The sequence below is a fragment of the Kitasatospora sp. NPDC096128 genome (genome assembly GCF_040303105.1).
GTDB lineage: Bacteria > Actinomycetota > Actinomycetes > Streptomycetales > Streptomycetaceae > Kitasatospora.
Genome location: NZ_JBEOSP010000090.1, coordinates 1 through 14960, shown reverse-complemented (window position 1 = coordinate 14960; position 14960 = coordinate 1). Strand labels below are relative to the sequence as shown.

Below are 14960 nucleotides of genomic sequence, written 5' to 3'. Positions count from 1 at the left end.
AGTGAGGGCACGGTGCTGATCACCGGCGGTACCGGTGGCCTCGGCAGGGTCGTGGCCCGGCACCTGGCGGCCGAGCACGGCGTGCGCCACCTGCTGCTGGTCAGCCGTCGTGGCGCGGACGCCGAGGGCGTCGAGGCGCTGGTCGCCGAGCTGGCGTCGGCCGGTGCGGAGGCGGTGGTCGAGGCCTGTGACGTGGCCGACGAGGCCGCTGTCACCGAGCTGTTCGCGCGGCACGAGATTCGCGCGGTCGTGCACACCGCCGGTGTGCTCGACGACGGAGTGATCGGCTCGCTCACCCCCGAACGTGTCTCCACCGTCCTGCGTCCGAAGGCGGACGCGGCCTGGAACCTCCACCGGGCCGCCGAGAGCGTCGAGACCTTCGTCCTCTTCTCCTCCGTCGCCGGCACGCTCGGAAGCGCGGGCCAGGCCGCCTACGCGGCGGGCAATGCCTACCTGGACGCCCTGGCGGTCCACCGCCGTTCCCTCGGCCTGCCCGCCGCGGCCCTCGCCTGGGGCCCCTGGTCCGATGTGGCGGGCATGACCGGCACGCTCACCGACGCCGAGGCCGAGCGCATCGCCCGGCTCGGTCTGCCGGTCATCGCCCCGGAGCAGGGCGTCGCGCTATTCGATGCGGCGCTCGCCACCGGGCACCCGGCCGTGCTGCCGGTCCGCCTCGACCCGGCGGCGCTGGCCGCGCACGGCGAGGTGCCCGCCCTGCTGCGCGGCTTGGTGCGGCGCCGCGTGCGGCGCGCCGTTGTCGCCGGATCGGCCGTGTCGGCGAGCCTGGCGAAGCGACTGTCCGGCCTGGGCGGCGACGAGCGGCGTGCGGCCGTCCTGGACCTGGTGCGCGACCAGATCGCGCTCGTGCTGGGCCACGACGCCGGCTCGGCGGTCGATCCGTCGAAGGCGTTCCAGGACCTCGGCTTCGACTCGCTGACGGCGGTCGAGCTGCGCAACCGGCTCAAGTCGGTGACCGGTCTCCAGCTGCCGGCCACCGTCGTGTTCGACTACCCGACGGCGAGCGCGCTGGCCGACTTCCTGCTGGAGGGTCTGTTCGGCACCGAGAGCGTCGTCCACGTCCCCGAGGCGCTGCCGTCGCTGTCGGACGACCCGATCGTCGTCGTCGGCATGGCCTGCCGCTACCCGGGTGGCGTCGAGTCGCCGGAGGACCTGTGGCGGCTGGTGGCCGACGGCGTGGACGCGGTCTCCGGCTTCCCCACGAACCGCGGCTGGGACGTCGAGACCCTCTACGACCCGGACCCGGATCACGTCGGGACGTCCTACACCCGCTCCGGCGGATTCCTGCACACCGCCGGGGAGTTCGACCACGAGTTCTTCGGCATGAGTCCGCGCGAGGCGCTGGCGACGGACGCCCAGCAGCGCCTGCTGCTGGAGACGTCGTGGGAGGCCTTCGAGCGCGCCGGCATCGATCCGGTGACGCTGCGCGGCAGCCGGACGGGAGTCTTCGCGGGCGTGATGTACGCGGACTACGCGAGCCTGCTGGGCGGTGGTGAGTTCGAGGGCTACCAGGGCAGCGGCAGCGCGGGAAGCGTGGCGTCGGGCCGGGTCTCGTACACGCTCGGCCTGGAGGGCCCGGCGGTCACGGTGGACACGGCGTGCTCCTCCTCCCTCGTCGCGATGCACCTGGCGGCGCAGGCGCTGCGCGGCGGCGAGTGCACGCTGGCCCTGGCCGGCGGCGTCACCGTGATGTCCACGCCGAACACCTTCGTGGAGTTCTCCCGGCAGGGTGGTCTGTCGGCCGACGGCCGGTGCCGTTCGTTCGCGGAGGCGGCCGACGGCGTCGGCTGGGGGGAGGGCGTCGGCATGCTGGTACTGGAGCGCCTGTCGGACGCCCGCCGGAACGGCCATCGAGTGCTGGCAGTTCTGCGGGGGAGTGCCGTCAACCAGGACGGCGCGTCCAACGGCCTGACGGCGCCAAACGGCCCGTCGCAGCAGCGCGTGATCCGGCAGGCTCTCGCGAGCGCCGGGCTGTCGACCGCCGACGTGGACGCCGTCGAGGCCCACGGCACCGGGACCACGTTGGGCGACCCGATCGAGGCGCAGGCCCTGCTCGCCACCTATGGCCAGGACCGCGAACTGCCGCTGCTGCTGGGCTCGATCAAGTCGAACATCGGCCACTCCCAGGCCGCGGCCGGCGTCGCGGGCGTGATCAAGATGGTGCTCGCGATGCAGCACGGCCTGCTGCCGCGCACCCTGCACGTGGACGCGCCCTCGTCGCACGTCGACTGGACGTCCGGCGCGGTCGAGCTGCTCACCGAGCGCACCGAGTGGCCGGCCACCGGTCACCCGCGCCGCGCGGGCGTGTCGTCCTTCGGGATCAGCGGAACCAACGCCCACGTGATCCTGGAGCAGGCCGAGCCCGAGGCCGTGCAGGATGCTGCGGTGACGGCGGGGGCGGTGCCCTGGGTGGTATCCGCCAAGTCCGAAGCGGCGCTGGACGCCCAGGTCGCGCGGCTGACGGAGCTCGATGAACTTCCGGCTGCCGATGTGGCCTTCACCCTGGCCGGGCGGTCGCTCCTCCCGTACCGCGCGGTGGTCGTCGACGGGGCCGAGGTGGCCCGAGGAGTCGCGTCGGTAGGCAGGACCGCGTTCCTCTTCTCCGGTCAGGGTTCGCAACGCCTCGGCATGGGGCAGGAGTTGTACGCTCGCTTCCCGAGGTTCGCCGACACCTTCGACGCCGTCTGCGCGGCGCTGGACGAGCACCTCGACCAGTCCCTCCGCAGCGTCGTGTGGGGCGAGGGCGAGGAGCTGCTGAACCAGACCGCGTACGCCCAGGCCGGGCTGTTCGCCGTCGAGGTGGCGCTGTTCCGGCTCGTCGAATCGCTGGGCGTGCGGCCGGAGTTCGTGGCCGGGCACTCGATCGGTGAGGTCGCCGCGGCGTACGTGGCCGGGGTGTTCAGCCTGGCAGACGCCTGCGCCCTGGTGGCCGCCCGTGGCCGTCTGATGCAGGCGCTGCCGGCGGGTGGCGCGATGCTGGCGGTGCAGGCGACGGAGGAGGAAGTCCTGCCGCTGCTCGGTGAGTTCGTGTCGATCGCTGCCGTCAACGGCCCGCGCTCGGTCGTGGTCTCGGGGACGGAGGAGGCCGTCGCGGCGATCGAGGGGCACTTCGCCGACCGCAAGTCGAACCGGCTCCGCGTCTCGCACGCGTTCCACTCGCCACTGATGGACCCGATGCTGGCGGACTTCCGTACGGTCCTGAACGGGCTGAGCTACAGCGCGCCGTCGATCCCGGTGATCTCCAACCTCACCGGCGCACTGGCCGAGGACCTCTGCGCCCCCGACTACTGGGTGCGCCACGTCCGCGAGGCCGTCCGCTTCGCCGACGGCATCCGCACCCTCCACATCGCCGGCGTCGACCGCTTCCTCGAACTCGGCCCCGACGCCGTCCTCACCGCCCTCACCGTGGGCGCGCTGCCCGACGGCGAGGCCGAAGCGGTTCCGGCGCTCCGCCGCAACCGGGCCGAGGAGCACACCCTCGTCGACGCCCTCGCCCGCCTGCACGTCCACGGCGCGACGGTGGACTGGTCCGCCCTGTTCGCCGCCACCGGCGCCAGGCACGTCGACCTGCCGACGTACGCCTTCCAGCGCCGCCGCTTCTGGCCCGCGCCCCTCGCCGCCCGCGGTGGCGACGTCCGCTCCGCGGGCCTCGGCGCCACCACGCACCCCCTGCTCGGCGCCGCTGTCGAACTGGCCGACGAGGACGGGCTGGTGCTCACCGGACGCGTGTCGACGGCCGCGTTCCCGTGGCTGGCCGACCACGTCATCCAGGGCACGGTCCTGGTCCCCGGCGCGGGCCTGCTCGAACTCGCGCTGCGCGCTGCCACCGAGGTGGGCTGCGAGCAGGTGGAGGAACTGACTCTGGCCGCACCGGTGGTGCTGCCCGAGTACGGCGCGCTCCAGCTCCAGCTCCGCGTCGGAACGCCGGACCCCTCCGGCCGCCGGGAGCTCACGATCCATTCGCGGGCGGACGGGGACCCGGACGCCGGGTGGGTCCAGCACGCGGCCGGCTCGCTGGCCGTCGGCGGAGCCGCGGAGGCAGCGACCTTCGATGTCTGGCCGCCGGCCGATGCCGAGGTGCTGCCGGTCGAGGGGGCGTACGAGCGAATGGCCGAGGCGGGGTTCGGCTACGGCCGTGCCTTCCAGGGCCTTCGCGCGGCCTGGCGGCGCGGGAACGAGCTGTTCGCGGACGTCGAGCTCCCCGAGGACGTCGAGGCCGACGGCTTCGGCGTGCACCCGGCGCTCCTCGACGCGGCCATGCACGTCGCCATCGTGGACGCCGGGAGCGACGACACTGTGGTCCCGTTCGCGTGGACGGGCGCGGCGCTGCGTGCCGTCGGAGCGTCGGCGGTGCGGGTGCGCCTGGTCCGGCTCGTCGGTGGCGGGCTGCGGCTCGACCTCGCCGACCCGGCGGGCGAGCCGGTGCTGACGGTGGCCTCCGTGCAGGGCCGGGCGGTCTCGGCGGAGCAACTGGGCTCGGCCGACCCGCTCTACGTGGTCGAGTGGTCTGAGCGGCCGGTCGCCTCGGACGCGGGCACGGAGTGGACGTCCTGGGATGCCCTGCCCGCTGAGGGCCCGGCCCCCGAGACCGTCGTCCTGGACTGCGCGGCCGCGGCCGCCCCGGGCGGCGACGTTCCGGCAGCCGTGCGCGAGGTGGCGTGGCACGTGCTGCGCGCGGTGCAGGCGTGGCTGGAGGAGGAGCGGTTCGCGGCGTCGCGGCTGGTGGTCGTGACGCGGGGTGCGGTGGCCGTGCGTGAGGGTGAGCCGGTGGATCTGGCGCAGGCTCCGGTGTGGGGTCTGGTCCGGGCGGCCCAGGCGGAGAACCCGGGGCGCTTCGTCCTGCTGGACACGGACGGGGAGGTGATCGTCACCGAGGAGCCGGAGTCGGCCGTGCGTGGTGAGGCCGTTCACGTTCCGCGTCTGGGCGGTCTGCCGCAGCCGGAGGGTCCGCTGCAGGTGGGCGCGGATGACACCGTGCTGATCACCGGTGGCACGGGCGGTCTGGGCGCGGTCGTGGCCCGGTACCTGGTCGCCGAGTGCGGTGTGCGGAGCCTGGTGCTGACGAGCCGTCGCGGTCCGGAGGCGTCGGGCTCGGCGGAACTGGTGGCGGAGCTGTCCGCCCTCGGGGCTGTCGCCGACGTGCGTGCCTGTGACATGGCGGACCGCGACGCGGTCGCGGCGCTCATCGAGGGGATCCCCGGCCTGTCGGCTGTGATCCATGCCGCCGGTGTGGGCGACAACGGTCTGGTCGGTGCGCTCACGCCCGAGCGCATGGATGCCGTCCTGGCGCCGAAGGCCGACGGTGCCTGGTACCTGCACGAGCTGACGAGTCACCTCGACCTGACCGCCTTCGTGCTGTTCTCCTCCGCCGGTGGTCTGGTCCTGACCGCCGGCCAGGGCAACTACGCGGCCGCGAACGTCTTCCTCGACGCCCTCGCCGCCCACCGCCACGCCGCCGGCCTGCCCGCCACCTCGATGGCCTACGGCCTCTGGGACGTCGGCGCCGGCCTCGGGCGTGACCTCGCGGACGTCGACCGGGCGCGGATGGCCACCCAGGGCGTTCCCGTCCTCGACCACGCGACCGGCCTCGCACTCTTCGCCACCGCCCTGCGCAGCGACCGCGCGGCCGTCGTCCCGATCCGGGTCGACGCCGGCGCGCTGCGCGCCCGCACCGACGAGGTCCCCGCGCTCCTGCGCGCCCTCACCGCACCGCGCAGGCGCGCCGAACTGCCCACGAGTGGCCGTGCGGCCGAGACCGGCCTGGCCAGGCGCCTCGCCGGGCTGGGCGGGAGCGAGGGCCGGCGCCTGGCGCTGGAGCTCGTGCGCACGGAGGTCGCCGCCGTTCTCGGCCACGCCTCCGCCGAGGCGATCGCGCCCGAGCGCGCGTTCCAGGAGCTCGGTTTCGACTCCCTCGCCGCGACCGACCTGCGCAACCGCCTGAACAAGCGCACGGGCCTGCGCCTGCCCGCCACGCTCGCCTTCGACTTCCCCAACGCGCGGGCCGTCGCGGAGCACCTCCTCGACCTGGCCGGCGCGGGCACGGAGCCGACCCCGGTCGTCGGCGCCGAGACCCGCCCGCACACCGCCGACGAACCGATCGCGATCGTCGGCATGGCCTGCCGCTACCCCGGCGGCGCGAGCACGCCCGAGGAACTGTGGCGGCTGCTGGCGGACGGCGTCGACACCGTCACCGGACTGCCGACCGACCGCGGCTGGGACATCGAGCACCTCTACGACCCCGAGCCCGGCAAGGAGGGCCACAGCTACACCCGTCACGGCAGCTTCCTGCACGACGCCGGCGACTTCGACCCCGGCTTCTTCGGGATCTCCCCGCGCGAGGCCCTCTACATGGACCCGCAGCAGCGGCTCCTCCTGGAGACCTCGTGGGAGGCGCTGGAGCGGGCGGGCATCGACCCGCTGTCCCTGCGCGGCAGTCGGACCGGCGTCTTCGCGGGCGTCATGTACCACGACTACGCGCTCAACACGAATCCCTCGGGCACCAGCGGCGGCAGCGTCGTCTCCGGCCGGGTGTCCTACACGCTGGGCCTGGAGGGCCCGGCGGTGACCGTCGACACGGCCTGCTCCTCCTCGCTCGTCGCCCTGCACCTGGCGGTCCAGGCGCTGCGCAGCGGCGAGTGCTCGCTGGCCCTCGCGGGCGGCGCGACGGTGATGTCGACGCCGGGCATGTTCATCGAGTTCTCGCGGCAGCGAGGGCTGTCCGCGGACGGCCGGTGCAAGGCGTTCGCGGACGCGGCGGACGGCGTCGGCTGGTCGGAGGGCGTCGGCGTGCTGCTCGTCGAGCGGTTGTCCGACGCGGAGCGGAACGGCCACCGGGTGCTCGCGGTGATCCGCGGCACGGCCGTCAACCAGGACGGGGCGAGCAACGGCTTCTCGGCGCCGAACGGGCCGTCCCAGCAGCGGGTGATCCGCCAGGCACTGGCGAGCGCCGGGCTGTCCCCGGCGGACGTGGACGCGGTGGAGGCGCACGGCACGGGCACGACGCTGGGTGACCCGATCGAGGCGCAGGCGCTGCTCGCGACCTACGGCCAGGACCGCGAAGTCCCGCTGCTGCTGGGCTCGATCAAGTCGAACATCGGGCACGCGCAGGCGGCGGCCGGTGTGGCCGGCGTGATCAAGATGGTGCTGGCGATGCAGCACGGCGTGCTGCCGAAGTCGCTGCACATCGACCGGCCCTCGTCGCACGTCGAGTGGTCGGAGGGCACGGTCGAGCTGCTGGCCGAGGCCCGGGACTGGCCGTCGACCGGCCGCCCGCGCCGGGCGGGCGTGTCCGCCTTCGGGATCAGCGGGACCAATGCGCACGTGATCGTGGAGCAGGGCCCCGAGTCCGTCGCCGAACCTGCCGCCGGTGGGCGGGAGTCGGGCACGCTGCCGTGGCTGCTCGCCGCGGCGACGCCGGAGGCCCTGCGGGTGCAGGCCGAGCGGCTCTCGGCCTTCGTCGGCGCGCGCCCGGAGCTCGACGCGCTGGACGTCGCCCACTCGCTGGTCGCGACGCGGCCGGCGCTGGAGCACCGCGCGGTGCTGCTCGGCGGAGGCCGGGAAGAACTGCTGGCCGGGCTGGACGCGCTGAGCCGGGGCGAACTCGCCCCGGGCGCGGCCATGTCGTCCGCGCGGGCGGGCGGGGCGACGGCGTTCCTGTTCTCGGGGCAGGGATCGCAGCGGCTCGGCATGGGGCGGGAGTTGTATACCCGGTTCCCGGTGTTCGCCCGGGCCTTCGACGAGGTGTGCGCGGCGCTGGAGCTGCCGCTTCGGAATGTCGTCTGGGGCGAGGACGCGGAGCTGCTGAACCAGACGTCGTACGCCCAGGCCGGGTTGTTCGCCGTCGAGGTGGCGCTCTACCGCCTCCTCGAATCGCTGGGTGTGCGGCCGGAGTTCGTGGCCGGGCACTCCATCGGTGAGGTTGCTGCCGCGTACGTCGCCGGGGTGTTCTCGCTGGCGGACGCCTGCGCTCTGGTCGCCGCCCGTGGCCGGCTGATGCAGGCGCTGCCTTCCGGCGGCGCGATGCTGGCGGTGCAGGCGACGGAGGACGAAGTCCTGCCGCTGCTCGGTGAGTCCGTCTCGATCGCGGCCGTGAACGGTCCGACGTCGGTCGTGGTCTCGGGCGCCGCAGCGGCCGTCTCGGAGATCGAGGAGCATCTCGCCGACCGCCGGACGACCCGGCTGCGCGTCTCGCACGCGTTCCACTCGCCGCTGATGGACCCGATGCTGGAGGACTTCCGTACGGTCCTCGACAAACTGACGTACTACGCGCCGTCGATCCCGTTGGTCTCCAACCTGACCGGCGCACTGGTCGACGGCCTGACGTCGCCCGACTACTGGGTGCGCCACGTCCGCGAGGCCGTCCGCTTCGCCGACGGCGTCCGCACCCTCCACGGGGCCGGCGTCCGCCGCTACGTCGAGCTCGGCCCCGACACCGTCCTGTCCGGCCTGGTACAGGGCGTCCTCGAGGACCTGACGGCCACCGACACGTGCGTCGTGCCCGCCCTGCACGCGGACCGGGGCGAGGAGACGAGCCTGGTCGGCGCGCTCGGCCGGCTCCACACGGCCGGGGCCGAGGTGGACTGGTCCGCCCTCTTCGCCGGCACCGGCGCCCGGACGGTGGACCTGCCCACGTACGCGTTCCAGCACCGCCGGTTCTGGCTCGACGCGACGACCCCGTTCGGCGACCTGGGCGCGGTCGGCGTGGGCGCCTTCGCGCACCCGCTGCTCGGCGCGGCCGTCGACCTGTCCCACACGGACGGGTTCCTCCTCACCGGCCGGGTGTCACTGGACTCGCACCCGTGGCTGGCCGACCACCAGGTCCTGGACACCGTCCTGGTCCCGGGTGCGGCGCTGATCGAGCTCGCGCTGCGGGCCGCGGCCGAGGTCGGGTACGAGCAGGTGGAGGAACTGACCCTGGCCGCACCGCTGGTGCTGCCCGAGCGCGGGGCCGTCCAGCTGCACGTGCGGGTCGGTGGCCCGGATGCCTCGGACCGGCGCGCGGTCACCATCCACTCCCGGCCGGACGGGGACCCGGACGCCGGGTGGGTCCGGCACGCGACCGGTTCGCTGGCCGCTTCCGGAGCCCCCGGGACGGCATCGTTCGACGCCGCCGTCTGGCCACCGGTCGGCACGGAGCCGCTGCCGGTGCACGGCGCGTACGAGCGGATGGCCGAGGCGGGGTTCGGCTACGGCCCGGTGTTCCAGGGCCTGCGCGCGGCCTGGCGGCGCGGCGGCGAGCTGTTCGCCGAGGTCGTGCTGCCGGAGGGCGTCGAGGCCGACGGCTTCGGCGTGCACCCGGCGCTCCTCGACGCGGCCATGCACGCCGCGATCCTGGCCGGCGGCGAGCGGGAGACCATGATCCCGTTCGCGTGGACCGGCGTGACCCTGTCCGCCGTCGGCGCCTCCGCGGTGCGGGTGCGGATCGTCCGGCTCGGCGACGGCGGGCTGCGGCTCGACCTCGCCGACCCGGCGGGCGGTCCGGTGCTGGCCGTGGCCTCGATGGTGGGCCGGGCGGTGTCGGCGGAGCAACTGGGCTCGGTCGACCCGCTCTACGGGGTCGAGTGGGTGGAGCTGTCGAACGCGCCTGCCGCAGAGAGCTCCTGGGCTCGGTGGGAGGACGTGTCGGACTCGGAGGAGCCGACGCCCGACGTGGTCGTCCTCGACTGCGGCGCCTACGCGGCCTCCGAGGACGTCCCGAGCAGTGTCCGCGTGAGCATCCACGCCGTGCTGGAAGTCCTCCAGACCTGGCTGGCGGAGGAGCGCTTCGCGGCGTCGCGCCTGGTGGTTGTGACGCGTGGTGCGGTAGCGGTGGGAGATGGTGAGGCAGTGGATCTGGCGCAGGCTCCGGTGTGGGGTCTGGTGCGGTCCGCGCAGGCGGAGAACCCGGGCCGGTTCGGCCTCCTGGACACGGACGGGGACGTGATCGTCACCGCCGAGCCGGAGTCGGCCGTGCGGGCCGAGGCTGTTCACGTCCCGCGCTTGACCCGGCTGCCGCAGCCGGAGGGCCTGCTGCCGGTCGGTGCGGACGACACCGTGCTGATCACCGGAGGCACTGGTGGCCTGGGTGCTGTCGTGGCCCGCTACCTGGCTGCCGAGTGCGGGGTGCGGAGCCTGGTGCTGACGAGCCGTCGTGGCCTGGAGGCGCCGGGAGCGGTAGACCTGGTGGCGGAGCTGTCCGCCCTCGGCACCGTGGTCGACGTCCGCGCCTGTGACCTGGCGGACCGCGGGGCCGTGGCCGCTCTGATCGACGGGATCCCTGCTCTCTCCGCCGTCATCCACGCCGCCGGTGTGGGCGACAACGGTCTGGTCGGCGCGCTCACGCCCGAGCGCATGGACGCCGTCCTGGCCCCGAAGGCCGACGGCGCGTGGTACCTGCACGAGCTGACCAGCCACCTGGAGCTGACCGCCTTCGTGATGTTCTCCTCCGCCGGCGGTCTCGTCCTGACCGCCGGCCAGGGCAACTACGCCGCGGCCAACGTCTTCCTCGATGCCCTCGCCGCCCACCGCCACGCCGCCGGCCTGCCCGCCACCTCGATGGCCTATGGCATGTGGGACGTCGGCGCCGGCCTCGGCGAGCACCTCCTGGAGCTCAATCGCAACCGCATGGCCGCCCAGGGCGTCCCGCCGCTCTCCCGCGAGGCCGGTCTGGCGCTGTTCGCCGCCGGTCTGCGCAGCGAGCGCGCCACCGTCGTCCCGATCCGGGTCGACGGCGCCGCCCTGCGCGCCCGCACCGACGAGGTCCCCGCGCTGCTGCGTGCCCTCGTCCCGGCCGCCCGCCGCACGGCGGCGCACGCTCCGGTGCCGGCCGCGCCGGCCGACGGTCTCGCCGCCCGGCTCGCCGGGCTGACGGAGGCGGAGCAGCGGCGGACGGTCCTCGAACTCGTCCGGGCCCGGGTGGCCGCTCTGCTCGGCCACGAGTCGGGCGACGCGATCGAGCCGGACCGCGCGTTCCAGGAGCTCGGCTTCGACTCCCTCGCCGCGACGGACCTGCGCAACCAGCTCAACACCCTCACCGGCCTGCGCCTGCCCGCGACCCTCGCCTTCGACCACCCGAACGCCGAGGCCGTGACGGGCCTCATCGTCGCCGAGCTGGGCGTGCGGACGGCGGCCGCGAGCGGCGAGACGTCCCGGGCCGAAGCCGACCTGCGGGCCGTGCTGCAGTCGATCCCGACCCGCCGCCTGCGCGACGCGGGCCTGGTCGACGCCCTGCTCGGCCTGGCCGACGACCGGGTCCGTTCCATCGACGCCGAGACGGACGCTCCGGTGGCGACGGAGGTCCGCCACGACCCGATCGCGATCGTCGGCATGGCCTGCCGCTACCCGGGCGGGGTGACCACGCCCGAGGAGCTGTGGCAGCTGGTGACGTCCGGCGCGGACGCGATCTCCCCGTTCCCCGCCGACCGCGGCTGGGACCTCTCGACGCTCCGCACCGAGGACTCGTACTACACCCGCGCAGGCGGATTCCTCGACGGCGCCGCCGAGTTCGACCCCGGCTTCTTCGGGATCTCCCCACGCGAGGCCTTGGCGATGGACCCGCAGCAACGGCTCACGCTGGAGCTCTCCTGGGAGGCCCTGGAGCGGGCCGGCATCGACCCGAGCGGCCTGCGCGGCACCCGCACCGGCGTCTTCACCGGTGTGATGTACCACGACTACCCGGGCAGCGACGGCAACGGCAGCGTCGTGGCCGGCCGCGTCTCGTACAAGCTCGGCCTGGAGGGCCCGGCCGTCGCGGTGGACACCGCCTGCTCGTCCTCCCTGGTCGCCCTGCACCTGGCCGCCCAGGCACTGCGCCAGGGCGACTGCTCGCTCGCGATCACCGGCGGCGTGACGGTGATGGCCACGCCGGGCGTGTTCGCCGAGTTCGGCCGCCAGGGCGCGCTCGCCCCCGACGGGCGCTGCAAGTCGTTCGCCTCCGCCGCCGACGGCACGGGCTTCGCGGAGGGCGCGGGCTTCCTGGTCGTCGAGCGGCTGTCGGACGCGCTGCGCAACGGGCACCCGGTGCTCGCGCTCGTGCGCGGCAGCGCGGTGAACCAGGACGGCGCGTCGAACGGCCTGACGGCGCCGAACGGACCGTCGCAGCAGCGGGTGATCCGGCAGGCGCTCGTCAACGCCCGCCTCGGCGCCGACCAGGTCGACGTGGTCGAGGCCCATGGCACGGGCACGACGTTGGGCGACCCGATCGAGGCCCAGGCGCTGATCGCGACGTACGGGCAGGACCGTGAACGGCCCCTGCTGCTCGGCTCGATCAAGTCGAACATCGGGCACACCCAGGCCGCGGCCGGTGTCGCCGGCGTGATCAAGATGGTGCTCGCGATGCACAACGGCGAGTTGCCGTCGACGCTGCACGTGGACGAGCCGAGCGCGAACGTGGACTGGTCGGAGGGGGCCGTCCGGCTCCTGACCGAGCCCCGGCCGTGGGCTGCGGGCGATCGTCCGCGGCGCGCCGGCGTCTCGTCCTTCGGGATCAGCGGCACCAACGCTCACGTGATCATCGAGGAGGCCCCGACGGCGGAGCTGTCCACGGAGTCGCCTGAGGTCGAGCCCGCCGTCGTGCCGTGGCTGCTGTCTGCCGCGACCCCGGAGGCCCTTCGCGCGCAGGCCGAGCGGCTGCTCGCAGCCGTCGCCGACGACGCCCGGCCGGCGGACGTCGCGTACTCGCTGGCGACGACCCGCGCCGCGCTCGAACACCGTGCGGCCGTGGTCGGCGACGGGCCCGAGCAACTCCTGGCCGGCCTGCGGGCGGTGGCGGACGGCGAGGCGCCGACCGGCGTCGCGACGAGCGGCCGGACGGCCTTCCTCTTCTCGGGTCAGGGCTCGCAGCGACTCGGGACGGGACGGGAGTTGTACGGCCGGTTCCCGGTGTTCGCCCGTGCCTTCGACGAGGTGTGCGGGGCTCTGGAGCTTCCGGTTCGAGACGTCGTGTGGGGCGAGGGCGAGGAGCTGCTGAACCAGACCGCGTACGCCCAGGCGGGTCTGTTCGCGGTTGAGGTGGCGCTGTTCCGGCTCGTCGAATCATTGGGCGTCCGTGCCGAGTTCGTGGCCGGGCACTCGATCGGTGAGGTTGCCGCGGCGTACGTGGCGGGGGTGTTCAGCCTGGTCGACGCCTGCGCCCTGGTGGCCGCCCGTGGCCGGCTGATGCAGGCGCTGCCTTCGGGTGGCGCGATGCTGGCGGTGCAGGCGACGGAGGAGGAAGTCCTGCCGTTGCTGGGTGAGTTCGTGTCGATCGCCGCCGTGAACGGCCCGCGCTCGGTCGTCGTCTCGGGGACGGAGGAGGCCGTCGCGGCGATCGGGGCGCACTTCGCCGACCGCAGGTCGAACCGGCTCCGCGTCTCGCACGCGTTCCACTCGCCGCTGATGGACCCGATGCTGGGGGACTTCCGTGAGGTCCTGAACGGGCTGACGTACCAGGCGCCGTCGATTCCGCTGGTCTCCAACCTCACCGGCGCCCTCGGCGAGGACTTCACCACCCCCGACTACTGGGTGCGCCACGTCCGCGAGGCCGTCCGCTTCGCCGACGGCATCCGCACCCTCCACGGGGCCGGCGTGCGCCGTTTCCTCGAACTCGGCCCCGACGCCGTCCTCACCGCGCTCACCGTGGGCGCGCTGCCCGACGGCGAGGCCGAAGCGCTCCCGGCGCTCCGCCGCGGACGCGACGAGGAGCGGACCGTCGTCGAGGCGCTGGCGCGCCTGCACGTGCTGGGCGTCCCGGTGGACTGGTCCGCCTTTCACGCCGGGACCGGCGCCCGCCGGGTCGCCCTGCCGACGTACGCCTTCCAGCACCGCCGGTTCTGGACGGACGCCTCGGCGTTCTTCCCGACGGCCGAGTCCGCCGGGCTCCGGAACGCCGACCACCCGTTGCTCACCGGCTCGCTCGAACTGGCCGGTACCGCCGGGCTGGTGTTCACCGGCCGGCTGTCGGCCCGGTCGCACGGGTGGCTGGCGGACCACGTCGTCATGGGTTCGGTGCTGGTGCCGGGCACGGCGCTGGTGGAGCTGGCCGTGCGCGCCGGTGACGAGGTCGGCTGCGACCTGGTCGAGGAGCTGACCACGGCCGCACCGCTGGTCCTGCCCGAGGAGGGCTCCGTCCGGATCCAGGTGCGTCTGGCCGAGCCGGACGATACCGGGCGCCGTGCGGTCGGCATCCACTCCACGGCGGACACCGGCCCGGAGCCGGTCTGGACCCTGCACGCGAGCGGCGTGCTGGGGTCGGGCGCGGCATCGGCGGAGTTCGACGCCTCGGTGTGGCCGCCGGCCGGTGCCGAGGTGGTCGACGCGGCCGGGCTGTACGAGGGCCTGGCGGAGGCCGGGTTCGGGTACGGCCCGGCGTTCCGGGGCCTCCGGGCCGTCTGGAGGCGCGGGGACGAGCTCTTCGCCGAGGTCGCCCTGCCCGAGGGCACCGAGGGCACCGGCTTCGGCCTGCACCCCGCGCTCTTCGACGCCTGCCTCCACGGCTTCGCCCTGGCGGGCTCCGGCGAGGGCGGCGGCGTGCCGTTCGCGTGGGAGAACGTGGCGCTGCACGCCTCCGGCGCGTCGGCGGTCCGGGCGCGCCTGACGCGGTCGGCCTCCGGCGCGCTGACGCTCGCCGTGGCCGACACCGACGGCAGGCCGGTGGCCTCGGTCGGCGCGCTGACGGTGCGCCCGATCGCCGCCGAGCAGCTTGCGGCCGGGGCGAGGGTCGGCCGGGACGAGCTCTTCCGGGTGGACTGGGTGCCGGTGAAGGTCTCCGACGTGCCGGAGTTCGCGGCGGTCGAGTCGCTGGCGGAGGTGCCGGCGGACGTTCCGCCGGTGGTCGTGATCGAGACGGCCGTCGATGAGGTGCACGCTCGGGCGGCCCGCGTGCTGGGGCTTGTGCAGGGCTGGCTGGCGGAGGAGCGTTTCGCGGCCTCGCGCCTGGTGTTCGTGACGCGCGGTGTGGTGGCGGGCGAGGACTTGTCCGGCGCAGC

At 74.6% G+C, this 14960-nt stretch carries 1 protein-coding gene; it reads left to right on the top strand.

Going from position 1 to position 14960, the window contains the following annotated elements; translation table 11 throughout:
• On the top strand, positions 1 to 14960 hold a 14960-nt coding region (locus tag ABTY61_RS41130), incomplete at both ends, for an SDR family NAD(P)-dependent oxidoreductase (protein WP_502895532.1).